This is a genomic window from Pseudomonas sp. D1-36, from assembly GCF_051132205.1.
In the GTDB taxonomy this organism is placed as follows: domain Bacteria; phylum Pseudomonadota; class Gammaproteobacteria; order Pseudomonadales; family Pseudomonadaceae; genus Aquipseudomonas.
Genome location: NZ_CP071674.1, coordinates 5070497 through 5094934 on the forward strand (window position 1 = coordinate 5070497; position 24438 = coordinate 5094934).

Annotated in this window: 21 protein-coding genes, 2 tRNA genes and 2 rRNA genes; 9 read left to right on the forward strand and 16 right to left on the reverse strand. The window is 57.0% G+C overall.

Going from position 1 to position 24438, the window contains the following annotated elements; translation table 11 throughout:
* Positions 1-71 precede the first annotated feature (71 nt).
* From J3P76_RS22855 to tyrS, 5 genes are all read right to left on the reverse strand, one after another.
* A 23S ribosomal RNA gene (locus tag J3P76_RS22855) occupies positions 72-2963 on the reverse strand.
* Between the two features lie 241 nt (positions 2964-3204).
* A tRNA-Ala gene (locus J3P76_RS22860) sits at positions 3205-3280 on the reverse strand.
* 10 nt (positions 3281-3290) lie between these two features.
* Positions 3291-3367, reverse strand: a tRNA-Ile gene (locus J3P76_RS22865).
* A 123-nt stretch (positions 3368-3490) separates the two neighbouring features.
* A 16S ribosomal RNA gene (locus J3P76_RS22870) occupies positions 3491-5029 on the reverse strand.
* The 16S and 23S rRNA genes sit together here with 2 tRNA genes alongside, the layout of an rRNA operon.
* A gap of 561 nt (positions 5030-5590) precedes the next feature.
* Positions 5591-6790, reverse strand: coding sequence for a tyrosine--tRNA ligase (gene tyrS, locus J3P76_RS22875; RefSeq protein WP_434701271.1), 1200 nt, complete (start codon positions 6788-6790; stop codon positions 5591-5593).
* 212 nt (positions 6791-7002) lie between these two features.
* On the opposite strand from tyrS, the gene J3P76_RS22880 reads away from it, so the two are divergent.
* A complete protein-coding gene (locus J3P76_RS22880) occupies positions 7003-8409 on the forward strand; it encodes a peptidoglycan DD-metalloendopeptidase family protein (protein ID WP_434701272.1) in 1407 nt (468 codons plus the stop codon).
* Positions 8410-8412: 3 nt separating this feature from the next.
* Positions 8413-9504: an anhydro-N-acetylmuramic acid kinase gene (locus J3P76_RS22885; RefSeq protein WP_434701273.1), complete on the forward strand. Its 1092-nt coding sequence runs from the start codon at positions 8413-8415 to the stop codon at positions 9502-9504.
* 66 nt (positions 9505-9570) lie between these two features.
* On the opposite strand, the gene erpA is transcribed toward J3P76_RS22885, so the two are convergent.
* Positions 9571-9921, reverse strand: coding sequence for an iron-sulfur cluster insertion protein ErpA (gene erpA, locus J3P76_RS22890; RefSeq protein WP_420764845.1), 351 nt, complete (start codon positions 9919-9921; stop codon positions 9571-9573).
* Between the two features lie 146 nt (positions 9922-10067).
* Entirely contained in the window at positions 10068-11102 is a 1035-nt protein-coding gene (gene argC, locus J3P76_RS22895) for an N-acetyl-gamma-glutamyl-phosphate reductase (RefSeq protein ID WP_420764846.1), read from the reverse strand.
* A gap of 134 nt (positions 11103-11236) precedes the next feature.
* Between argC and hemJ the strand changes: the two genes are divergently transcribed.
* The 6 genes from hemJ to coq7 all read left to right on the forward strand — a co-directional run bounded on the left by hemJ (position 11237) and on the right by coq7 (position 15664).
* A complete protein-coding gene (gene hemJ, locus J3P76_RS22900; RefSeq protein WP_434701274.1) occupies positions 11237-11668 on the forward strand; it encodes a protoporphyrinogen oxidase HemJ in 432 nt (143 codons plus the stop codon).
* 32 nt (positions 11669-11700) lie between these two features.
* The gene (locus J3P76_RS22905; RefSeq protein WP_434701275.1) at positions 11701-12669 is read left to right on the forward strand and encodes an NAD(P)H-dependent flavin oxidoreductase; all 969 of its coding nucleotides are present in this window, start codon (positions 11701-11703) and stop codon (positions 12667-12669) included.
* 42 nt (positions 12670-12711) lie between these two features.
* Positions 12712-13671: a DUF805 domain-containing protein gene (locus J3P76_RS22910; protein WP_420764849.1), complete on the forward strand. Its 960-nt coding sequence runs from the start codon at positions 12712-12714 to the stop codon at positions 13669-13671.
* A 62-nt stretch (positions 13672-13733) separates the two neighbouring features.
* Positions 13734-14522 (forward strand): SDR family NAD(P)-dependent oxidoreductase, encoded by a 789-nt coding sequence (locus tag J3P76_RS22915; protein WP_420764850.1) that lies wholly within the window; start codon positions 13734-13736, stop codon positions 14520-14522.
* Positions 14523-14603: 81 nt separating this feature from the next.
* Entirely contained in the window at positions 14604-14942 is a 339-nt protein-coding gene (locus J3P76_RS22920; RefSeq protein ID WP_305498431.1) for a histidine triad nucleotide-binding protein, read from the forward strand.
* A gap of 74 nt (positions 14943-15016) precedes the next feature.
* Positions 15017-15664, forward strand: coding sequence for a 2-polyprenyl-3-methyl-6-methoxy-1,4-benzoquinone monooxygenase (coq7, locus tag J3P76_RS22925; protein WP_420764852.1), 648 nt, complete (start codon positions 15017-15019; stop codon positions 15662-15664).
* Between the two features lie 81 nt (positions 15665-15745).
* On the opposite strand, the gene speD is transcribed toward coq7, so the two are convergent.
* The gene (speD, locus tag J3P76_RS22930; RefSeq protein WP_039590886.1) at positions 15746-16540 is read right to left on the reverse strand and encodes an adenosylmethionine decarboxylase; all 795 of its coding nucleotides are present in this window, start codon (positions 16538-16540) and stop codon (positions 15746-15748) included.
* A 238-nt stretch (positions 16541-16778) separates the two neighbouring features.
* Positions 16779-17201, reverse strand: a complete 423-nt coding sequence (locus J3P76_RS22935; protein WP_008061600.1) for an OsmC family protein — start codon at positions 17199-17201, stop codon at positions 16779-16781.
* 238 nt (positions 17202-17439) lie between these two features.
* Here J3P76_RS22935 and crp point away from each other — a divergent pair, with 238 nt between their 5' ends.
* Positions 17440-18084 carry a cAMP-activated global transcriptional regulator CRP gene (gene crp / locus J3P76_RS22940; RefSeq protein WP_420764853.1) on the forward strand — a complete coding sequence of 215 codons (645 nt, stop codon included), beginning with the start codon at positions 17440-17442 and terminating at the stop codon, positions 18082-18084.
* Here the strand turns inward: crp and J3P76_RS22945 are convergent.
* The 7 genes from J3P76_RS22945 to rpe form a co-directional block, all read right to left on the reverse strand.
* Entirely contained in the window at positions 18081-18773 is a 693-nt protein-coding gene (locus tag J3P76_RS22945) for a lipoate--protein ligase family protein (protein ID WP_434701276.1), read from the reverse strand. The two genes, crp and J3P76_RS22945, sit on opposite strands and share 4 nt — an antisense overlap.
* 2 nt (positions 18774-18775) lie before the next feature.
* Positions 18776-19612: an indole-3-glycerol phosphate synthase TrpC gene (trpC, locus tag J3P76_RS22950; RefSeq protein WP_434701277.1), complete on the reverse strand. Its 837-nt coding sequence runs from the start codon at positions 19610-19612 to the stop codon at positions 18776-18778.
* Positions 19609-20658 carry an anthranilate phosphoribosyltransferase gene (gene trpD / locus J3P76_RS22955; RefSeq protein ID WP_420764856.1) on the reverse strand — a complete coding sequence of 350 codons (1050 nt, stop codon included), beginning with the start codon at positions 20656-20658 and terminating at the stop codon, positions 19609-19611. Before trpD ends, trpC begins: the two co-directional genes overlap by 4 nt.
* A 9-nt stretch (positions 20659-20667) precedes the next feature.
* Positions 20668-21261 carry an aminodeoxychorismate/anthranilate synthase component II gene (locus J3P76_RS22960; protein WP_420764857.1) on the reverse strand — a complete coding sequence of 198 codons (594 nt, stop codon included), beginning with the start codon at positions 21259-21261 and terminating at the stop codon, positions 20668-20670.
* An 84-nt stretch (positions 21262-21345) separates the two neighbouring features.
* Positions 21346-22827 carry an anthranilate synthase component I gene (gene trpE, locus J3P76_RS22965; protein ID WP_420764858.1) on the reverse strand — a complete coding sequence of 494 codons (1482 nt, stop codon included), beginning with the start codon at positions 22825-22827 and terminating at the stop codon, positions 21346-21348.
* 70 nt (positions 22828-22897) lie between these two features.
* On the reverse strand, positions 22898-23716 hold the full coding sequence (locus tag J3P76_RS22970) for a phosphoglycolate phosphatase (RefSeq protein WP_434675461.1): 819 nt from the start codon (positions 23714-23716) through the stop codon (positions 22898-22900).
* On the reverse strand, positions 23713-24387 hold the full coding sequence (rpe, locus tag J3P76_RS22975) for a ribulose-phosphate 3-epimerase (RefSeq protein WP_420764860.1): 675 nt from the start codon (positions 24385-24387) through the stop codon (positions 23713-23715). Before rpe ends, J3P76_RS22970 begins: the two co-directional genes overlap by 4 nt.
* Positions 24388-24438: the final 51 nt, after the last annotated feature.

Genomic DNA, 24438 nt, shown 5'->3' on the forward strand with positions numbered 1-24438 from the left:
TTTCGGTTCGTTTCGTCTTCACAACACCGCAATCTGGCCTCTTTCGAGTCTACAAATTGCTTGGGTGTTATATGGTCAAGCCTCACGGGCAATTAGTACAGGTTAGCTCAACGCCTCACAGCGCTTACACACCCTGCCTATCAACGTCGTAGTCTTCGACGGCCCTTCAGGGAGCTCAAGGCTCCAGTGAGATCTCATCTTGAGGCAAGTTTCCCGCTTAGATGCTTTCAGCGGTTATCTTTTCCGAACATAGCTACCCGGCAATGCCACTGGCGTGACAACCGGAACACCAGAGGTTCGTCCACTCCGGTCCTCTCGTACTAGGAGCAGCCCCTCTCAAATCTCAAACGTCCACGGCAGATAGGGACCGAACTGTCTCACGACGTTCTAAACCCAGCTCGCGTACCACTTTAAATGGCGAACAGCCATACCCTTGGGACCGGCTTCAGCCCCAGGATGTGATGAGCCGACATCGAGGTGCCAAACACCGCCGTCGATATGAACTCTTGGGCGGTATCAGCCTGTTATCCCCGGAGTACCTTTTATCCGTTGAGCGATGGCCCTTCCATACAGAACCACCGGATCACTAAGACCTACTTTCGTACCTGCTCGACGTGTCTGTCTCGCAGTCAAGCGCGCTTTTGCCTTTATACTCTACGACCGATTTCCGACCGGTCTGAGCGCACCTTCGTACTCCTCCGTTACTCTTTAGGAGGAGACCGCCCCAGTCAAACTACCCACCATACACTGTCCTCGATCCGGATAACGGACCTGAGTTAGAACCTCAAAGTTGCCAGGGTGGTATTTCAAGGATGGCTCCACGCAGACTGGCGTCCACGCTTCAAAGCCTCCCACCTATCCTACACAAGCAAATTCAAAGTCCAGTGCAAAGCTATAGTAAAGGTTCACGGGGTCTTTCCGTCTAGCCGCGGATACACTGCATCTTCACAGCGATTTCAATTTCACTGAGTCTCGGGTGGAGACAGCGCCGCCATCGTTACGCCATTCGTGCAGGTCGGAACTTACCCGACAAGGAATTTCGCTACCTTAGGACCGTTATAGTTACGGCCGCCGTTTACCGGGGCTTCGATCAAGAGCTTCGCGTTAGCTAACCCCATCAATTAACCTTCCGGCACCGGGCAGGCGTCACACCCTATACGTCCACTTTCGTGTTTGCAGAGTGCTGTGTTTTTAATAAACAGTCGCAGCGGCCTGGTATCTTCGACCGGCGTGGGCTTACGCAGCAAGTGCTTCACCCTCACCGGCGCACCTTCTCCCGAAGTTACGGTGCCATTTTGCCTAGTTCCTTCACCCGAGTTCTCTCAAGCGCCTTGGTATTCTCTACCCAACCACCTGTGTCGGTTTGGGGTACGGTTCCTGGTTACCTGAAGCTTAGAAGCTTTTCTTGGAAGCATGGCATCAACCACTTCGTCACCCAAAGGGTAACTCGTCATCAGCTCTCGGCCTTGAGATCCCGGATTTACCTAAGATCTCAGCCTACCACCTTAAACTTGGACAACCAACGCCAAGCTGGCCTAGCCTTCTCCGTCCCTCCATCGCAATAACCAGAAGTACAGGAATATTAACCTGTTTTCCATCGACTACGCTTTTCAGCCTCGCCTTAGGGACCGACTAACCCTGCGTCGATTAACGTTGCGCAGGAAACCTTGGTCTTTCGGCGTGGGTGTTTTTCACACCCATTGTCGTTACTCATGTCAGCATTCGCACTTCTGATACCTCCAGCAAGCTTCTCAACTCACCTTCACAGGCTTACAGAACGCTCCTCTACCGCATCACTTACGTGATACCCGTAGCTTCGGTGTATGGTTTGAGCCCCGTTACATCTTCCGCGCAGGCCGACTCGACTAGTGAGCTATTACGCTTTCTTTAAAGGGTGGCTGCTTCTAAGCCAACCTCCTAGCTGTCTAAGCCTTCCCACATCGTTTCCCACTTAACCATAACTTTGGGACCTTAGCTGACGGTCTGGGTTGTTTCCCTTTTCACGACGGACGTTAGCACCCGCCGTGTGTCTCCCATGCTCGGCACTTGTAGGTATTCGGAGTTTGCATCGGTTTGGTAAGTCGGGATGACCCCCTAGCCGAAACAGTGCTCTACCCCCTACAGTGATACATGAGGCGCTACCTAAATAGCTTTCGAGGAGAACCAGCTATCTCCGAGCTTGATTAGCCTTTCACTCCGATCCACAGGTCATCCGCTAACTTTTCAACGGTAGTCGGTTCGGTCCTCCAGTCAGTGTTACCTAACCTTCAACCTGCCCATGGATAGATCGCCCGGTTTCGGGTCTATTCCCAGCGACTAGACGCCCTATTAAGACTCGCTTTCGCTACGCCTCCCCTATTCGGTTAAGCTCGCCACTGAAAATAAGTCGCTGACCCATTATACAAAAGGTACGCAGTCACCCAACAAAGTGGGCTCCCACTGCTTGTACGCATACGGTTTCAGGATCTATTTCACTCCCCTCTCCGGGGTTCTTTTCGCCTTTCCCTCACGGTACTAGTTCACTATCGGTCAGTCAGTAGTATTTAGCCTTGGAGGATGGTCCCCCCATATTCAGACAAAGTTTCTCGTGCTCCGTCCTACTCGATTTCACTTCTAAGATCCTTTCGCGTACAGGGCTATCACCCACTATGGCCGCACTTTCCAGAGCGTTCCGCTAAAATCAAAGAAGCTTAAGGGCTAGTCCCCGTTCGCTCGCCACTACTAAGGGAATCTCGGTTGATTTCTTTTCCTCAGGGTACTTAGATGTTTCAGTTCCCCTGGTTCGCTTCTTGCACCTATGTATTCAGTACAAGATAACCATCTTATGATGGCTGGGTTCCCCCATTCAGACATCTCCGGATCACAGTCTGTTTGCCGACTCCCCGAAGCTTTTCGCAGGCTACCACGTCTTTCATCGCCTCTGACTGCCAAGGCATCCACCGTATGCGCTTCTTCACTTGACCATATAACCCCAAGCAATCTGGTTATACTGTGAAGACGACATTCGCCGAAAATTCGATCTGGCTCTAAGAGCCACTCACAAATTTTACCTTAGCCTGATCCGTTACCAGTGAAAGTAACGTTCAGTCTATCTTTCTATCACATACCCAAATTTTTAAAGAACGATCTAATCAAAAGACTAGAAATCAACATTCATCATCCCGCGGATGGAATGCTCATTTCTAAGCTTTCAGAAGCAGTTTATGGTGGAGCCAAGCGGGATCGAACCGCTGACCTCCTGCGTGCAAGGCAGGCGCTCTCCCAGCTGAGCTATGGCCCCATAACAAAATTGGTGGGTCTGGGCAGATTCGAACTGCCGACCTCACCCTTATCAGGGGTGCGCTCTAACCAACTGAGCTACAGACCCAATTTCGAGCTTGTAACTGTTAGCTGTGAGCTATCAGCTTGGAGCTTAAAGCTGCTTCTATCGTCTTCTTCAATGAATCAAGCAATTCGTGTGGGAGCTCATGGAGCCGCTGCTGTCGTCGATTAAGGAGGTGATCCAGCCGCAGGTTCCCCTACGGCTACCTTGTTACGACTTCACCCCAGTCATGAATCACACCGTGGTAACCGTCCCCCCGCAGGTTAGACTAGCTACTTCTGGTGCAACCCACTCCCATGGTGTGACGGGCGGTGTGTACAAGGCCCGGGAACGTATTCACCGCGACATTCTGATTCGCGATTACTAGCGATTCCGACTTCACGCAGTCGAGTTGCAGACTGCGATCCGGACTACGATCGGTTTTGTGGGATTAGCTCCACCTCGCGGCTTGGCAACCCTCTGTACCGACCATTGTAGCACGTGTGTAGCCCAGGCCGTAAGGGCCATGATGACTTGACGTCATCCCCACCTTCCTCCGGTTTGTCACCGGCAGTCTCCTTAGAGTGCCCACCATAACGTGCTGGTAACTAAGGACAAGGGTTGCGCTCGTTACGGGACTTAACCCAACATCTCACGACACGAGCTGACGACAGCCATGCAGCACCTGTCTCAATGCTCCCGAAGGCACCAATCCATCTCTGGAAAGTTCATTGGATGTCAAGGCCTGGTAAGGTTCTTCGCGTTGCTTCGAATTAAACCACATGCTCCACCGCTTGTGCGGGCCCCCGTCAATTCATTTGAGTTTTAACCTTGCGGCCGTACTCCCCAGGCGGTCAACTTAATGCGTTAGCTGCGCCACTAAGAGCTCAAGGCTCCCAACGGCTAGTTGACATCGTTTACGGCGTGGACTACCAGGGTATCTAATCCTGTTTGCTCCCCACGCTTTCGCACCTCAGTGTCAGTATCAGTCCAGGTGGTCGCCTTCGCCACTGGTGTTCCTTCCTATATCTACGCATTTCACCGCTACACAGGAAATTCCACCACCCTCTACCATACTCTAGCTCGACAGTTTTGAATGCAGTTCCCAGGTTGAGCCCGGGGATTTCACATCCAACTTAACGAACCACCTACGCGCGCTTTACGCCCAGTAATTCCGATTAACGCTTGCACCCTCTGTATTACCGCGGCTGCTGGCACAGAGTTAGCCGGTGCTTATTCTGTCGGTAACGTCAAAACACTAACGTATTAGGTTAATGCCCTTCCTCCCAACTTAAAGTGCTTTACAATCCGAAGACCTTCTTCACACACGCGGCATGGCTGGATCAGGCTTTCGCCCATTGTCCAATATTCCCCACTGCTGCCTCCCGTAGGAGTCTGGACCGTGTCTCAGTTCCAGTGTGACTGATCATCCTCTCAGACCAGTTACGGATCGTCGCCTTGGTGAGCCATTACCTCACCAACTAGCTAATCCGACCTAGGCTCATCTGATAGCGCAAGGCCCGAAGGTCCCCTGCTTTCTCCCGTAGGACGTATGCGGTATTAGCGTCCGTTTCCGAGCGTTATCCCCCACTACCAGGCAGATTCCTAGGCATTACTCACCCGTCCGCCGCTCGCCACCAGGTACAAGTACCCGTGCTGCCGCTCGACTTGCATGTGTTAGGCCTGCCGCCAGCGTTCAATCTGAGCCATGATCAAACTCTTCAGTTCAAACATCTTTGGGTTTTGAGAAAACCCTAAACTTGGCTCAGCAATCGTTGGTTACATCTTTGATTTCTCGCGGAGTAACTTGTGATGCTGATAATCTGTTGACTAGCAGTCTGACTCCACAAGCACCCACACGAATTGCTTGATTCAGTTGTTAAAGAGCGGTGGGTTGAGCCTTTCGTCTCAACCGAGGCGCGCATTCTACAGCGCCCCGTGTATCTGTCAAGCGGTTATTTTAAGAAGTTTTCAAAGTTTCGCTTGGAAATCCTTAACAACTTCAACCACTTGCGCTTCCGATCTCTCGTTAGCGGGAGGCGAATTCTACAGCGTTACTCGCTGCTGTCAACACCTCTTTTTTACCGCTTTCGACCGAGAGGATCGAACCGTCGATAGCGCCCAACAAACCGGCCTATCCACTCCTTCCGCGCCTCGATGAACTGAAGCGAAGCACTTACCGAAACTTGGTTAACTCATTGAAACTCAAGGAGTTTTCCGTTTCGACTGCGCCGGAAGTGGGGCGAATTATAGACATCCAGAATTTGCCGTCAACCGTTATTTTCAGCTTTACGTAGATTTCAGCGTAATACGTGCGAAAGCCTTCTTGCCGGCCTGGCACACATGGGTAGAACCCAGCTTATATATGTAGGTGCGATCCACCACCTCACCATCTATACGCACACCTCCCGAACCCAGGAGGTCCCGCGCCATTGCGGCATTCTTGACCAAACCTGCCTTATTAAGCACCGCAGCGATCGGCATATCCTCAGCGGCGATCAACTCGACCTCAGGCAAATCATCCGGCAACTCACCATCTTTCATGCGATTACCTGCTGCACGATGAGCATTGGCCGCAGCCTCCTCACCATGGAAACGCGCAACGATTTCCTCGGCCAACTTGATCTTGATGTCACGCGGATTCGCCCCAGCCTCCACATCCGCACGGAACCCATTGATCTCGTCCATGGACCGGAAACTCAACAGCTCGAAATAACGCCACATCAGAACATCAGGAATAGAGACCAATTTGCCATACATGACGCCTGGCGCTTCCTGGATGCCGACGTAGTTGCCCAGGGACTTGGACATCTTCTTCACGCCATCGAGCCCTTCCAGCAAAGGCATGGTCAGGATGCACTGAGCCTCTTGGCCATAACCGCGCTGCAGCTCACGCCCCATCAGCAGATTGAACTTCTGGTCGGTTCCGCCAAGCTCAACGTCCGCGCGCAACGCGACCGAGTCGTAACCCTGTACGAGCGGGTAGAGAAACTCATGAATGGCGATTGGCTGGTTGGTTGTGTAGCGCTTGTCGAAATCATCACGCTCGAGCATGCGAGCGACAGTGTATTGGGAAGTCAGGCGAATGAAATCAGCCGGCCCCATCTGATCCATCCAACTAGAGTTGAAAGCCACCTCAGTCTTGGCGGGGTCAAGAATCTTGAAAACCTGAGTCTTGTAGGTTTCCGCGTTGTCGAGAACCTGCTCACGGGTCAACGGTGGGCGTGTCGCGCTCTTCCCGCTCGGATCACCGATCATCCCGGTGAAGTCACCTATAAGAAAGATGACCTGGTGCCCAAAGTCCTGGAACTGGCGCAGCTTATTGATAAGCACGGTATGGCCAAGGTGCAGGTCAGGCGCCGTCGGATCGAAACCAGCCTTGATGCGCAGCGGCTGCCCGCGCTTGAGCTTTTCGATCAGCTCGGACTCGACCAACAGTTCTTCCGCACCACGTTTGATCAGCGCTAGCTGCTCTTCAACCGACTTCATAACAGACCCGTAAGGCTCAGATTCAAAGGGCCCCAACCATACAAGATCGCGCACCAAATACAAGGTTTGCCGGGCATGAGGAAGCCCATCCAACAGAACAGAAGGCTCGCGGGCTTGCTTCGCAGGGGTTTTGGTTATATTTTATACAGTTATTTCATCTTCATCATGTCATTCATCTTTTCCAATTCATTTTTTAAAAGTCAAAATTACTTATGACCTCAGAACCGTCTAAAGCGCCGCCGCTTTACCCGAAGACCCACCTGCTTGCTGCAAGTGGCATCGCAGCCCTCCTTAGCCTGGCGCTCCTGGTGTTTCCCTCCAGCGATGTTGAAGCCAAAAAGACGACTTTGAGTCTCGAACTGGAAAGCCCTGCTGAACAACTGACACAAGAACAAGACGCCGCCGAAGCCGTTCAGGCCACAAACGAACCGGCCGCCTCTCCTTTTGCGCAGATTGAAAACAGCCCGGAAGATACTGCCCAGGCTGCAGCACCTGTCGCAGAAGAACAGAAAGGACCGGACCATCGCGAAGTGATCGTTGCGAAAGGCGACACGCTCTCTACCCTTTTTGAAAAGGTCGGCCTGCCCCCGACTGCCGTCCATGAAATCCTGGCCAGCGACAAGCAAGCCAAACAATTCGCCCAACTGCAACGCGGCCAGAAGCTGGAATTCGAACTCGATCCAGAAGGCCAACTGACCAACCTGCACACCAAGCTGAGCGATCTGGAAACCATCACCCTGACCAAGAACGACAAGGGTTATGTGTTCAACCGCGTCACCGCCAAACCTACCGTTCGCTCAGCCTACGTTCATGGCGTCATCAACAGTTCGTTGTCTCAGTCGGCAGCGCGCGCCGGCCTTTCCCATAGTCTGACCATGGACATGGCCAATGTGTTTGGCTACGACATCGACTTTGCCCAGGACATTCGCCAGGGTGACGAATTTGACGTCATCTATGAACAGAAGATGGTTAATGGGAAGAGCGTCGGCAACGGCCCGATTCTTTCCGCGCGCTTCACCAACCGTGGAAAAACCTACACCGCGGTGCGCTACACCAACAAACAAGGCAATAGCAGTTACTACACCGCCGACGGCAACAGCATGCGCAAGGCATTCATCCGCACACCGGTTGATTTCGCCCGCATCAGCTCGAAGTTTTCCGCCGGTCGCAAGCATCCGATCCTGAACAAGATCCGCGCCCACAAAGGTGTCGATTACGCCGCTCCTCGCGGTACGCCAATCAAGGCTGCCGGTGATGGAAAGGTACTGCTGGCCGGACGTCGCGGCGGGTATGGCAATACGGTGATCATCCAGCACGGCAATACCTATCGCACGCTGTACGGTCACATGCAGGGCTTTGCCAAAGGCGTGAAAACGGGCGGCACCGTCAAGCAAGGCCAAGTCATCGGCTATATTGGCACCACCGGCCTGTCCACCGGTCCGCACTTGCATTATGAGTTCCAGGTCAACGGCGTCCACGTCGACCCGCTTGGCCAGAAATTGCCGATGGCCGATCCGATTGCCAAGGCCGAGCGCACGCGCTTCCTGGCTCAGAGCCAACCCTTGATGGCTCGCATGGATCAAGAGAAAGCCACGATGCTAGCCTCGAGCAAGCGCTAAGTCATGGCGCTTTATATCGGTGTGATGTCCGGGACCAGCCTGGATGGCTTGGATATCGCACTGGTCGAACTGGACCCGGCGATCAAATTGATCGCCACCCACTACATCCCCATGCCCACCGCCCTGCGCACCGAGCTGCTCGAATTGTGCACCAGCGGGCCCGACGAGATTGCTCGCTCGGCGATTGCCCAGCAAAACTGGGTAAAGCTGGCCGCACAGGGCATACACGCCTTACTCAACGAACAGAAACTCAAGCCGGCGGACATCACGGCAATTGGCAGCCATGGCCAGACCATTCGCCATGAGCCGGCCCGTGGATTTACCGTGCAGATCGGCAATCCAGCATTGCTGACTGAGTTGACCGGCATCACCGTCGTTAGCGATTTCCGCAGCCGTGATGTGGCTGCTGGCGGACAAGGCGCCCCACTCGTTCCTGCGTTTCACGAGGCGCTGTTTGAAGAGCGAGTCGGAAATCGCGCCGTTCTGAACGTCGGCGGCTTCAGCAATCTCAGCCTGATAGAGCCCGCGAAACCCGTAGCCGGTTTCGACTGCGGTCCGGGGAACGTATTGCTCGATGTCTGGATACTTCAACAACGAGGCGAGCACTTCGATCGCGATGGCCAATGGGCCGCCAGCGGGAAAGTCGAACCAGTCCTGCTGAAGACCCTGCTCAGCGACCCGTTCTTCGTCACCAAGGGGCCGAAAAGCACTGGGCGTGAAGTCTTCAACTTGCCTTGGCTGACCCGGCATCTGTCGCAGCTGCCAGGCATCGCCCCGCAAGACGTACAGGCCACGCTGCTCGAACTCACTGCCCTGACGATTGTTGAATCACTGCAACATGCCCAGTCAAATACCCAAGAGTTGTTGGTCTGCGGCGGCGGCGCGCACAACCACACGCTCATGAAGCGCCTGGCTGACTTGCTGCCGCATGCTACCGTCAACAGTACTGCAGTTTACGGCGTTGATCCGGATTGGGTCGAAGCCATGGCCTTCGCCTGGCTTGCCCATTGCTGCCTTGGCGGTATTCCAGGCAATCGCCCAAGCGTCACAGGCGCCCGCGGCCTGCGCGTTCTCGGCGCTATCTACCCGGCCTGAGGTCAAAATTGCAGGCAACAAAAAACCGCAGTGCCGTAAGGCACCCGCGGTTTTTTTATGAAGCTATCAGATCGAGAATGAAGAGCCGCAGCCACAAGTAGTGGTAGCGTTTGGATTCTTGATCACGAAACGCGACCCTTCCAGGCCCTCCTGGTAATCCACCTCGGCCCCGGCCAGATACTGGAAGCTCATCGGATCGACCACCAGGCTCACGCCTTCGCGCTCGACAATGGTGTCATCCTCAGCCACTTCTTCATCAAAAGTGAAGCCGTACTGGAAACCTGAACAACCGCCGCCCGTTACAAATACGCGCAGCTTCAAACGATCATTGCCCTCTTCATCGACCAGGCTCTTCACCTTGTGCGCGGCACCTTGGGTGAATTGCAAAGCCGTGGGGGTGAAGGTTTCGACGCTCATGCTGAATATCTCCCGGCGCTTACGCCGCCATAATGCGTGATGGCGGGCATTATCCGCTTCTCCTACAAAATTGGTCAACTATTAGAAAAGCAACGGCAGCTACAAGCCCGAGCCTATAGCTGCCGCGGTGAAGCTTGCAGTTGCGGTTACGGCAACATCCCTGCGTGGGACAGGCCCAGGCGTTCATCCAGGCCGAACAGGATGTTCAGGTTCTGCACTGCCTGGCCGGACGCACCCTTGACCAAGTTGTCGATGACCGACAATACCACTACCAGGTCGCCATCCTGCGGACGATGCACGGCAATCCGGCAAACGTTCGCACCACGCACGCTGCGGGTCTCAGGGTGGCTGCCGGCGGGCATTACGTCGACAAACGGCTCATTGGCGTAACGCTTTTCAAACAACGCCTGCAGGTCCACCGAACGGTCGACGACGGTCGCATACAGGGTGGAATGGATACCACGTATCATCGGTGTCAGGTGCGGCACGAAGGTCAGGCCGACATCCTTGCCCGCTGCCCGGCGCAACCCTTGGCGAATCTCCGGCAGGTGGCGGTGCCCCTTCACCGCGTAGGCCTTCATGCTTTCCGACGTTTCGGAATACAGCGAACCGACACTGGCGCCACGCCCGGCACCGCTGACACCGGACTTGCAGTCGGCAATCAGCCGCGAGGTATCTGCAAGGCCGGCTTCCAGCAGCGGCAGGAACCCCAGTTGCGTTGCAGTCGGGTAGCAACCAGGGACAGCGATCAGCCGTGCCTGCCTGATTTTCTCCCGATTGACTTCCGGCAGCCCATAGACCGCCTCGTCAAGCAGCTCCGGCGCGCCGTGAGGCTGGCCGTACCACTTGGCCCATTCGTCGGCGTCCTGCAGGCGAAAGTCCGCTGACAGATCGATGACCTTGGTTCCGGCGGCGAGCAATTCGCCTGCCAGCGCGTGAGCCACGCCGTGGGGGGTGGCGAAGAACACCACATCGCAGGCGCCAAGGGTCTTGATATCCGGAACACTGAATGCCAGGCCATCATAATGACCACGCAGGTTCGGATACAGGTCGGCGACGGCCAGGCCGGCCTCGGATCGGGAGGTGATGACCACTACCTCAACCTGCGGATGCTGTGCCAGCAGACGCAGCAGTTCGACACCGGTGTAACCCGTGCCGCCGACAATACCGACCTTGACCATAGACCTGCCCTCAACGAACCCACTGGAAAGCCGTCGATGATAGGGGGCACGCGTCGCCGCGACAACCGCCAAGGTGACGTGTGGCCGCTCTAACCTCTACTATCGGCCTACCGTGAATCTGGGAATAACCAAAAATGCTCTATCTGTGGCTCAAAGCACTTCACATCGTCAGCATGGTCTGCTGGTTTGCCGGCCTGTTCTATCTGCCTCGCCTGTTTGTCTATCACGCCCAAAGCGAAGACAGCGTCAGCAAGGAACGCTTCAGCATCATGGAACGCAAGTTGTATCGCGGCATCATGGGTCCGGCGATGATCGCTACCCTGGTGTTTGGCATCTGGCTGCTCAGCCTTAACGCCGGCGCCTACTTCACTCAAGGCGGCTGGATGCACGCCAAGCTCACCCTGGTGGTATTACTGATCGGTTATCACCACATGTGTGGAGCCCAGGTGAAGCGCTTCGCCCGTGGCGAAAACACCCGCAGCCATGTCTTTTATCGCTGGTTCAATGAAATACCGGTCGTGATATTGCTGGCTATCGTAATTCTCGTCGTGGTCCAGCCGTTCTGATTTCAAACGCACACTGACCCGGGGTACCTCCAATGTCACTGCCCGCCTTGCTTGAACAACGTCTGCGGCTGCCCGTCGTGGCAGCACCCATGTTTCTCATTTCCAACCCCCAATTGGTGCTGGCCTGCTGTCGCAACGGTGTAGTCGGCAGCTTTCCGGCCTTGAACCAACGCGAGAGCAGCGGCTTCAAGGCGTGGTTGGAAGAAATCGAAGCGGGCTTGGCCAATCTGGAAAACCCGGCCCCCTACGCGGTCAATCTGATCGTTCATAACAGTAATCCACGGCTTCAGGCCGACCTGGCGATCTGCATCGAACACAAGGTGCCGATCGTCATCACCAGCCTGGGCGCAGTGAAAGAACTGGTCGATGCGGTCCATGGCTATGGCGGACTGGTCTTCCACGATGTGACGACTCGCCGCCATGCCGAAAAAGCCGCCGAAGCAGGCGTCGACGGCCTGATTGCCGTCGCGGCCGGTGCGGGTGGGCATGCCGGGACCTGGAGCCCGTTCGCACTGGTTGCGGAAATCCGGCAATTCTTTGATAAAACCCTACTACTCGCAGGATGCTTGAACCACGGTCATCAGATCCTGGCGGCTCAATTGCTCGGCGCGGATCTGGCCTACTTCGGAACGCGCTTTATCGGCACGATCGAAAGTCACGCGTCCGACGCTTATAAAGAGATGTTGCTCACATCCAAAGCCGCGGACATCGTGCATACTCCCGCTGTATCTGGAGTGCCGGCCAGTTTCATGCGCCAGAGCCTGGAAAGTGCCGGCTTCGACCTGGCGGCCCTGCAAGGCAAGGGTGCGTCGGGCTCCGATTCGAAACTCAAACCGCTCAATGATGAAGCCAAGGCCTGGAAAACCGTATGGTCCGCAGGTCAAGGCGTGGGCGAGATCGATGATTTGCCAAGCGTCGACCAACTGATCGCACGCCTGGATGAAGAATACCGCCAGGCGCAAGCGCGGGCGGCACAGCTTGGCGGCCAATGGCCCCGCTGAAATCAACCACAAATACAACTTGGAAAGACAAGGATGCCAGGCATGAGCGAAAACCGCTTCAACATTGTATTCGACGGGGCTTTGCTGCCTGGCGTCGATACAACTACCGCCAAGCTCAATCTCGCCGAACTGTTCAAAAGCGATGTCAGTGCCATAGAACGTCTGTTCAGCGGTCGCAAAGTGTCCCTGAAGCACAACCTCTCCCAGAATGAAGCGCAGCAGTATCTGGAAGCGCTCCATAAAACCGGGATCGATGCACGGATCGAAACGGAACCGTCCCTCCAACTGAACCTTGGCGAAGTGCAGGAATCGCCCCAGTCGAGTGCGCGTCATCCCGAGTCGGTCATCGACCCAGTCTCTCCCTACGCGCCTCCCCGGGCACAGGTAGGTGAAGCATTCGCCGAGTACGGCACGCTCAAGCCCTTCAGTTTCGAAGGCCGTATCGGGCGCCTGCGCTACCTGGCATGGACCATGGTTTTGACTCTGGCCGTCCTGCCGCTGGTCGGCCTGGGATTCTGGCTCGCCACGACCTGGCTGCTCGCTTCCGATTCGATAGCGGGGCTGATCGTCGGCGGCCTGGTCGCTGCCGTGGTTGTGCTGGCTTTTGCCTTCGTGAGTATCCAGTTCAACGTCCAGCGCCTGCATGACCTCGGCTGGTCAGGTTGGTTGTGGCTGATCAACCTCGTGCCTTTCGTGGGCAGTATTTTCCCGTTCATCCTCATCATCGCCCCGGGCAATACCGGCGCAAACCAATACGGCCCACCTCCGCCACGCAATACCACGGCAGTCAAAGTACTTGCGTCGCTCTGGCTGGTGATGATCGTGTTGATTTTCATGGCCACGTTTGCCGGCATCTTCGGAGCCCTCCAGGATTACGACAGCAGCGACGTAAGCAGCTATGAGAGCAGCGAATACAGCGACCAGAGCGCCGAAGAACCCGCCGTCGAGGCAGCCGAGCCCGCCTCGCCTTCTGTAGACTATCAAGAAGAAGAGGAACAATAAGCGTACTTCGTGCCGGTGACTGCCCCATCCACCGGCGCGAAGCCGTTGCGATGGAGAACCGCATGACCCGTTACGCTCTGATCACTGGCGCCTCCAGTGGTATCGGCCTGGCCATGGCCGAAGCACTGGCTCGGCGCGGGCGCAACCTGTTACTGGTAGCTCGACAGCGCGATCGGCTGGAAAGCATTGCGATCGAACTGACCCAACGATTTGGCGTGGAGGTTTTGTTTCGAGCCTGCGACCTGAGCGAGCCCCTGCGACTTTCAGGTTTCCTGCTCGAGCTGGAGGAAGGTGAACGCCAGATCGACCTGCTGGTCAACTGCGCCGGCATCAGCACCTGCGGTCCGTTCCTGGGCCAGGACTGGATGACCGAGCAAGACCTGATCGAGGTGAACATCCTTGCCCTGACCCGCCTTTGTCATGCCGTAGGCAATAGCATGGCGTTGCACGGAGGCGGTCAGATTCTCAACGTTGCTTCTATCGCAGCGTTCCAGCCTGGCCCCTGGATGAGCACCTATCACGCCAGCAAAGCCTATGTATTGCACTTCTCCGAAGCCCTTCGAATAGAGCTGAAGAAATACGCAATCAACGTATCCGTACTTTGCCCAGGCCCCACCCAGACTGCCTTTTTTAGCAAGGCCCAGCCCGACGGGAAGACGCTGCGCAGCACTAGCAACTCGATGCCCCCTGAGGAGGTCGCGCTGTACGCCGTCCGCGCACTGGAAAGAAACCGGGCCATCATCATTCCTGGGCGCCGCAATCGCTGGATTGCCCTGCTGCCACGACTCGGGCCGCGCTGGCTGGTTCGAATCCTCGCCGGCAGATCCAACAGAGCCTGTTACGCACGTTGAAGCCCCTTCCCCTGAAAAACCCGGGCTCGATGACCGAGCCTTCAGTAAACTTGGCTCAAACAACTCAACGGAGAAACAGCTGTGGATACTCTGTTTACCAAGATCATCAACCGGGAAATCCCGGCCAGGATCATTTACGAGGATGATCAGGTCCTGGCCTTCCATGACATTGCCCCACAGGCTCCGGTGCACTTCCTGGTCATTCCGAAAAAGCCGATCCGAACCCTCAACGACCTGACCGAGGAAGACAAGGGACTGGCCGGGCACATCCTGTTCACCGCCCAGCGCCTGGCGCTCGAACTTGGCTGCGAGGAAGGCTTCCGCGTGGTGATGAACTGTAATGAACTTGGCGGGCAGACTGTCTATCACATCCATATGCACGTGCTGGGACAGCGCCAGATGAACTGGCCGCCGGGTTGATACCCTGCCCCAACGCAAATCCTCAGCGGCCGATTGAGTTAGACTGGCCGCCGTGATTTTTTCCGGAGGTAAGCATGACTACCCAACGTCACTACTCGCCCATTGACCGTCTGTTGCTGCAGGCCGATACCGCGATGCGCACGCTGCTGCCTTTCAGTGGCCAACCGTACCGCCCATCACCGGCAATCGTGCAGCCGGAAGTGCAGATGAGCGATGAAGAGACTCGCCATGTCGCTGGGCTGATGCGCATCAACCACACCGGCGAAGTGTGCGCCCAGGCCCTATACCAGGGCCAGGCGCTGACGGCGAAACTGCCGCAGGTCCGGGAGGCGATGGAACAGGCCGCCGAGGAAGAAATCGATCACCTGGTCTGGTGCGAGCAACGTATCCACCAACTGGGAAGCCACACCAGCGTGCTGAATCCCTTGTTCTACGGCATGTCTTTCGGGATCGGCGCAGTCGCCGGGTTGATCAGCGACAAGGTCAGCCTCGGATTCGTAGCGGCAACCGAACATCAAGTGTGCAAGCACCTGAACGAACATTTGCAGCAATTGCCGGCCGAGGACGAAAAGTCCAGGGCGATTCTCGAACAGATGCGCCAGGACGAAGAACATCATGCTGAAAGCGCGCTCGATGCAGGCGGCTTCCGATTCCCGGCCCCCGTCAAATTCGGCATGAGCTTGTTGGCCAAAGTGATGACCAAGAGCACCTATCGGATCTGACAGCGGACGCGGAACCAAACCTTCAAAACCAAAAAAGGCGACTGTCCATTCAGGGCAGTCGCCTTTTTTTCAGCCGAAACCTTAGCGCGGCATGTTGCGCGCGTAGAAGATCTCCAGCATTTCGTGTTTCACGCGCTCTTCCACCTGGCCACGCTGTTCGATGGACAGGTTGCTGGTGGCGTCACCGAACAGGTAGTTGTCCAGTTCGAAGTCCTTGAGGAGCATTTTCGTGTGGAACAGGTTCTCCTGATACACGTTCACGTCGGTCATCTGGTACGCGTCGCGAGTGTCTTCGGAGAGGTAGTTCTGGATCGAGTTGATTTCATGATCGATGAAGTGCTTGTGCCCTTCCACGTCCCGGGTAAACCCACGCACACGATAATCCACCGTCACAATGTCGGAATCGAACTGGTGAATCAGGAAGTTGAGCGCCTTGAGCGGTGAAATGACGCCACAGGTCGACACATCAATGTCCACTCGGAACGTCGCGATACCGTCCACCGGATGAATTTCCGGGTAGGTGTGTACCGTGATGTGGCTCTTATCGAGGTGGGCCAGGATAATTTCAGGCAACGGGCCCGGCGACTCTTCGATCTGGCTGTCGGTCGGTGTCACCGGCTCTTCCGAGATCAGAATGGTCACGCTGGCGCCTTGGGGTTCATAGTCCTGACTGGCGATGTTCAGGATGTTGGCACCAATGATATCGACAACTTCCGTGAGGATCTGCGTGAGGCGCTTGGCGTTGTACTCTTTATTGATGTACTCGACGTAGGCCTGTTGGTCTTGCGGGGTTTCCGCATAGCAGATGTCATAGATGTTGAAGCTCAAGGTCTTTGTCAGGTTATTGAACCCATGGAGCTTGAGTTTGCTTTTCACCGTTTGAAAACTCTCTGTGTATTGCGGCCTGGCCGCGTGATCAAGCATGCCCGTCAGATGCGAACGACGCACCTGCGTAGGACGGTTAACACCTCTTCGCGATGGCGATTTTGGTTGTCTGTCCAGACAAGTGAGCGGCCGCTGGCCGATCACTGCCCTGAAAAAAGTGGCGCATTATGCAGACGTCAGCTTCTGATCGCCAGAGCTTGCACCGCTTTTGTGATGGTTGGATGTCGATTTAACCCAACTCGATGATTTCATAATCATGGGTGATTTCGACGCCTGCCGCACCGAGCATGATCGAGGCCGAGCAGTATTTCTCCGCCGACAGCTCAATGGCGCGCTTGACCTGGGCCTCCTTCAACCCTCGGCCCTTTACTACAAAATGCATATGGATCTTGGTGAACACCTTTGGATCCTCGGTCGCGCGCTCGGCTTCCAGAAAAGCTTCGCAGCTTTCCACTGCCTGGCGCGACTTCTTGAGGATGCTGACCACGTCGAAATTACTGCAGCCACCCACACCCAGCAGAAGCATTTCCATTGGTCGAACACCCAGGTTCCGACCTCCGGCATCCGGCGGGCCGTCCATGACAACTACATGACCACTGCCCGACTCACCGAGGAACATGGCTTCGCCAGCCCATTGGATGCGTGCCTTCATCGCCAAGACTCCACTGTCAAAAAAAGGGGGCGCCAGCTTAGCACAGGGCCCCGTCATGGCAGCGGTCGCCTGGCGTTACTTGGAGCTGATACAGCTAAGTAAATTCTCGAATCAATTTTGAACGCCTCTGTTAAGCTGGCGCCCAATCGCTGGCGTATGGCCAGCTTTTTTTGCGAAAGCTATTCGCACCCACAACAACACCAAACCAACACAAAGCGCAGTTTTCCGGGACACAACCATGGTTGCTATTACTCCCACGTCCAAGATCAAGAATCTCGACAAACTCTTGATGCATTGCCAGCGTCGCCGTTACCCCGCCAAGCACAACATCATCTGCGCAGGTGATCGTTCCGACACGCTGTTTTTTATCATCAAGGGCTCGGTCACTATCCTGATTGAAGATGACGATGGGCGAGAGATGATCATCGCCTACCTCAATTCAGGGGATTTTTTTGGCGAGCTAGGGTTGTTCGAACAGGCGGGGAAAGAGCAGGAACGCAGTGCCTGGGTGAGAGCCAAGGTCGAATGCGAAGTTGCGGAAATCAGTTACGGCAAGTTCCGGGAACTGTCGCAGCAAGACCCGGACATCCTTTACGTCCTAAGTGGACAAATCGCACAGCGCTTGCGAAACACCACTCGCAAGGTCGGCGACCTCGCCTTCTTTGATGTAACAGGCCGCGTTGCCCGCTGCCTCCTGGAACTGTGCAAGCAACCCGACGCCATGACTCATCCGGACGGCATGCAGATCAAGGTGACCCGCCAGGAAATCGGTCGGATCGTGGGCTGTTCGCGGGAAATGGTCGGCCGGGTACTCAAGGATCTGGAAGAACGTAACCTGGTCAATGTCAAAGGCAAGACCATGGTGGTGTTCGGAACCCGCTAAAGGCTGTCGAGCAGGTTCTGATAGAGCGTTTGGAGCCGTTCCAGCGCGTGAGGCGCCGGGTATTTTTCATGGAGGGCGATGTGGCTCTCCGCGCGCACGCGCTGCTCCAGGCCACACGCCTCATTGAAACGATTGACCGCAGCCACCATGCAATCGCGTTCGTCTTCCAGCAACAACGCACCATGCACCAGCCCTACAGGCCGTTGCCCGCCCTTGCTCTGGCGCCAGCGCTGCGCAGTGCCGACCATCTTGCGACCGTCAAGATTGACATTGAAGCGCCCGTCACAAAACGCTCCCTCCACTTCACCCAGCGAAGCGACCCCGCCCAACTCATCGATCAACTGGCAGATGGGATCGCACAAGCGGCGGTAAGCGGTTTCGATCCGACCGTGGTCACCCTCGCTTCGCGGTGGTGCGTAGACCAACGCGATATTGACGGTGGCAGCGGATTGAGGCACCGGCTCACCGCCGGTTTCACGCAACAGCACGGGCCACCCATTGGCGGCCGATACTTCACAAGCCAGCTCGAAGCCAGGCAAACGGCTCAAGCGCCGCGGCATGACCAACGCGCGGTCGCTGGGCTGCCAGAACAGCAAGCCGGACTCAGCGTCCCCGGCGCAGATGCTGGCCAGCAGATCCTGTTCGGCTTGGAGTCCGTTTTCAATGGTGAAGGCTATGGCTGGAGGCATCATCAGTCCAGCGTCGAGCCGCTCACCGGAACGCCGCGCTCAGGGAAAAACAACCGCTGCAATTCCGTGCCCGGGCTTTCAGCCCGCATGAACGCCTCGCCCACCAGGAACGAATACACATCGCTGACTTCCATCAACTCGACATCGGCCCGGTTGAGGAGGCCGCTCTCGGTGATGACCAGCCGATCACGGGGGATCCGTGGCAACAGGTCCAAGGTCGTCTCCAGGCTGACTTCAAAGGTGTGCAGGTTGCGGTTGTTCACGCCAACCAGTTTGGTGTCCAACGTCTTGAGGGCACGCTCCAGCTCGTCGCCATCATGAACTTCCACCAGCACATCCAGGCCAACGTCCTTGGCGACCGCAGCCAACTCGGCCATCTTCACGTCGTCCAGGGCAGAGACGATCAACAGCACGCAATCGGCGCCCAACGCTCGCGCCTCGACGATTTGATACGGATCGATCATGAAGTCCTTGCGGATGACCGGCAACTTGCATGCCGCCCGAGCCTGCTTGAGGTAATCGTCCGCGCCTTGGAAAAAATCGACATCGGTCAGCACCGAAAGGCAGGTCGCGCCGCCTTTCTCGTAGCTCTTGGCAATGTCGGCCGGAACAAAATGCTCCCGGATCACGCCCTTGCTGGGGGAAGCTTTTTTGATCTCGGCGATTACCGCCGGTTGCTTTCTCTTCGCCTGGTCGATCAATGCCTGGGCAAAGCCACGTGGCGCGTCCGCCAAACGTGCGAGGGCTTCAAGCTCGGTCAGACTGACCCGGGCACTGCGCTCGACGACTTCCTGCCTTTTGCGGGCCAGAATGTTTTCCAGAACCGTTGGCACGCTCATCCTTCATTCTCCACTTTGAATACGGCGGTAAATGCGCCCAATTCTTCCAGTTTTTCCCTGGCCAGCCCGGTGTGCAATGCATCGTGGGCGAGCTCTACGCCTTGCTTGAGGCTGCTGGCGTGATCAGCGGCGTACAACGCGGCACCCGCGTTGAGCATGATCATTTCCGCCGCTTTCTGGCCATTCTCCGTTTTACGACGTCCCAGGGCATCGCGGATCAACTCCAGCGACTGGGCCGGTCCATCCACCGCCAGGCCATGCAGGCTCTGGCTCTTCATGCCCAGGTCTTCAGGTTCGACCCAATATTCAGTGATCTGATCGTTTTTCAGCTCAGCCACGAAGGTCGGCGCGGCGAGACTGAACTCATCCAGGCCATCCTTGGAATGGACCACCAATACGTGTTTACTGCCCAGGCGCTGCAGGACCTCGGCCAAGGGGCGGCACAGCGCCTGGCTGAATACGCCGACGACCTGGTGCTTCACGCCGGCCGGATTCGTAAGCGGGCCGAGCATGTTGAACAGCGTGCGCAGCCCCAGTTCACGGCGCGGTGCCGCCGCGTGCTTCATGGCGCTGTGGTGGGTCTGGGCAAACATGAAACCGATGCCGACGCTATCGATACACCGCGCCACCTGGACTGGCGTCAGGTTCAGGTAGATACCGGCGGCCTCCAGCAAGTCGGCGCTGCCGCTCTTACCCGAGACAGCGCGATTGCCGTGTTTGGCGACGGTGCAGCCGGCTGCCGCAACCACAAACGCCGAGGCCGTGGAAACGTTGAAGATGTTGGCGCCATCGCCCCCCGTACCCACGACATCCACCACGCCGTCCAGCGTCTTGAGTTCAACTTTGTCCGCCAATTCACGCATGGTCGTGACTGCACCGACGATCTCGTCGATGCTCTCGCTCTTCATGCGCATGGCCATCATGAACGCGCCGATCTGCGCATCCGTGCATTGGCCGGTCATGATTTCGCGCATCACGTCGCGCATTTCATCGGTGCTCAGGTCGAGCTGGCCGACGATACGGTTCAGGGCTGCCTTGATATCCATGAAAAGTCCTTAGCGCGTGCCGCCGCTTTGTTTGAGGAAGTTGGCGAACAGCTCGTGGCCCTGCTCTGTGAGGATAGACTCGGGGTGGAATTGCACACCCTCAATATTTAACGTCTTGTGTCGCAGTCCCATGATCTCGTCCACCGAGCCGTCTTCGCGCTGGGTCCAGGCGGTCAATTCCAGGCAATCAGGCAAGGTTTCGCGCTTGACGACCAGGGAATGGTAGCGAGTGACCGTCAGCGGATGATTCAGGCCTTCGAATACGCCCTTGTCTTGGTGGAACACCGGGCTGGTCTTGCCATGCATGACTTGCCGGGCGCGCACGACGTCGCCACCGAACGCCTGGCCGATGGACTGGTGGCCCAGGCAGACACCGAGGATCGGCAATTTGCCGGCGAAATACTTGATGGCCTCGATGGATACGCCCGCTTCGGTCGGCGTGCACGGGCCGGGCGAGACCACGATACGTTCGGGCTTGAGGGCCTCGATCTCGGCGATGGTCAGCTCGTCGTTGCGCACCACCTTGACCTCGGAGCCCAGCTCGCCGAGGTATTGCACAACGTTGTAGGTAAAGGAGTCGTAATTATCGATCATCAGCAACATGGCGTAGCAACCTTTGGATTCACTGACTTTAAATACGGCCTCGGAGCGCGAAAAGCTCCGGGCCACAGGTTGTCGGGGAGCAATTCAGTTGCCTGAAGTCTGCTCCGCCAACGCCACGGCGCGGAACATCGCCCGACGCTTGTTCAAGGTTTCTTCCCACTCCAACGCAGGCACAGAGTCGGCGACAATGCCACCGCCCGCCTGTACATGCAGTTCGCCGTTCTTGATGACCGCGGTACGAATGGCGATGGCCGTGTCCATGTTGCCGTTCCAGGCGAAATAACCCACCGCGCCGCCGTACACACCGCGCTTGACCGGTTCCAGCTCGTCGATGATTTCCATCGCCCGGATTTTCGGCGCGCCAGACAAGGTGCCCGCCGGCAGGATCGCCCGCAACGCATCCATGGCCGTCAATCCGGCCTTCAACTGGCCGGTGACGTTGGACACGATGTGCATCACGTTGGAATAGCGCTCGATGACCATTTTCTCGGTGAGCTTCACCGAACCCACTTCCGATACCCGCCCGGTGTCATTGCGGCCAAGGTCGATCAGCATCAGGTGTTCGGCAATTTCCTTGTCGTCCGACAGCAGGTCTTCTTCCAGAGCCCGATCCGCTTCTTCCGTGGCGCCGCGAGGACGAGTGCCGGCAATCGGACGCACGGTGATCAGGTTGTCTTCGACTCGCACCAGCACTTCCGGCGAACTGCCCACGACGTGGAAGTCGCCGAAATTGAAGAAGTACATATAGGGTGTGGGGTTGAAGCAGCGCAGCGCCCGGTAGAGGTCGATAGGCGCGGCCTTGAAGTCGATGGACATCCGTTGCGACGGCACGACTTGCATGCAATCGCCGGCGAGGATGTATTCCTTGATGGTATCGACGGCCCGTTCGTAATCGTCCTGCGTGAAGCTGGAGCGGAACACCGGGTCGGTTGCCGACTGCTTGCTGAAATCCAGGCCTGGGCGTGGCGTGATCGGCTGGCGGAGTTTTTCCAGCAGCGCCTGCAGGCTTTTCTGACCTTGCTCGTAGGCATCTTCCTGAGACGGATCGGCCAGGACGATCGCGTGCATCTTGCTCGCCAGGTTATCGAAGACGACAACCGCATCGGAGACCATCAACAGGATGTCCGGTACGCCCAACGGATCAGGGTTGGGACAAGTGCCGAGGCGCTTCTCCACATAGCGCACGCAGTCGTAGCCGAAATAACCCACCAGACCGCCGTTGAAACGGGGCAGGCCGGGGATGGTCGGCACGTTGTAGCGAGCCTTGAAGGTCTCGACGAACGCCAGCGGGTCTTCGGCTTCGAGGCTTTCGATCTCAACGCCGTCCTGGGTCACGCTGATGTGATGGCCATGCACCCGCAACACGGTGCGACACGGCAAGCCGATGATGGAATAACGGCCCCATTTCTCACCGCCCTGCACCGATTCGAGCAGATAGGAGTTGGGCTGGTCAGCCAGCTTGAGATAGATCGACAACGGCGTGTCGAAGTCGGCCAGGGTTTCGCAGGCGAGCGGGATGCGGTTGTAGCCGGCAGCGGCTAGACGCAAGAATTCTTCGCGGATCATGGGGTGCCTCGTGGCAAGAGGAGCTGTCAGTCAGGTATGCAAACGCGCCGGATAACCGGCCAGGAACAAGTCAGGCGCGCCAACGCCAGCGGGCCAAGGCCTTCATGACTTTCATCCAGAGTTTGCGAGTGACCACCACGATGGCGTTTCCAGAAGAGGATTGAACAGCGTCGGGCAACGTTATCTCAGCGGCCGGGTCCAGGCAACCGGGAATTAACAGGCGCAAATCATCGACCACCAGTGTCGGAAACTCTTCGGCGATCGGCCGGCCGTGGTTGTAGCCATAACTCAGCGCCACGCATTTGACTCCGGCCGCCTTTGCCGCCAGCACATCACTGCGCGAGTCGCCGACGAACAGCGATTGAGAAGCCGGGACATTGGCCATTTTCATCACGAAGAACAGCGCGGCCGGGTCTGGCTTTTTCTGCGGCAGGGTGTCGCCGCCGATGATCCAGCGAAAATATCGGCCGATTTTCATCTGGTCCAGCAGCGGCGCGACGAAGCGTTCCGGCTTGTTGGTGATCAACGCCATCTCCACGCCTTGCTTGTGCAGCCATTTGAGCGTGGAACGCACTCCGGGATAGACCACGGTCAGTTCGTGGTTGCCTTCGTAGGCTTCGTTGAAAAGCTCCATCGCCCGCTCGGCCTCGGCTTCATCGACGCCCTGGGCATCGATGTGGTTGGCCAGGGCCCGGCGCACCAGCATGGGCGCGCCGTTGCCAACCCATTGGCGAACCGCGTCGATACCAGCGGGGGGACGTCCAAGTTTGAGCAGCATGCTGTCCACGGCTGCCGCGAGGTCCGGGACCGAATCAACCAGCGTGCCATCGAGGTCGAACATCACCAGGCGCGGCAGGCTGCCGGGAAACAGCTGCTCGAAACCGCTCATGGGCGCGCCAGGGCCAATTCGGCGCGCATTTTCTCAATGACCTCTTTGTAGTCGGGCGCATTGAAGATCGCCGAACCGGCGACAAAGGTGTCGGCGCCGGCCGCGGCGATTTCGCGGATGTTGTTCACGTTCACGCCACCGTCGATCTCCAGCCGGATGTCGCGCCCCGAGGCATCGATCAGCGCCCGGGCTTCGCGCAGCTTGTCGAGGGTGCCCGGGATGAACTTCTGCCCGCCGAAGCCGGGGTTGACGCTCATCAGCAAGACCATGTCGACCTTGTCCATCACGTATTTGAGTACATCCAAGGGCGTTGCCGGGTTGAACACCAGGCCAGCCTTGCAGCCACCTTCGCGGATCAACTGCAAGGAGCGGTCGACATGCAACGAGGCTTCCGGGTGGAAGGTGATATAGGTCGCGCCTGCCTCGATGAAATCACCGACGATGCGATCCACCGGGCTGACCATCAGGTGCGCGTCGATCGGAGCGGTGATGCCGTACTTGCGCAGCGCCGCGCAGACCATCGGGCCGATGGTCAGGTTGGGTACGTAATGGTTGTCCATGACATCGAAGTGCACGATGTCGGCCCCGGCGGCCAGAACGTTGTCCACTTCTTCGCCCAAGCGGGCGAAGTCGGCGGAGAGAATCGACGGAGCAATAGCGAAGGGCTGCATGACGCACCTGTTTTGAGCGAAATCACGATGGCGCGCATTGTATACCTCAAG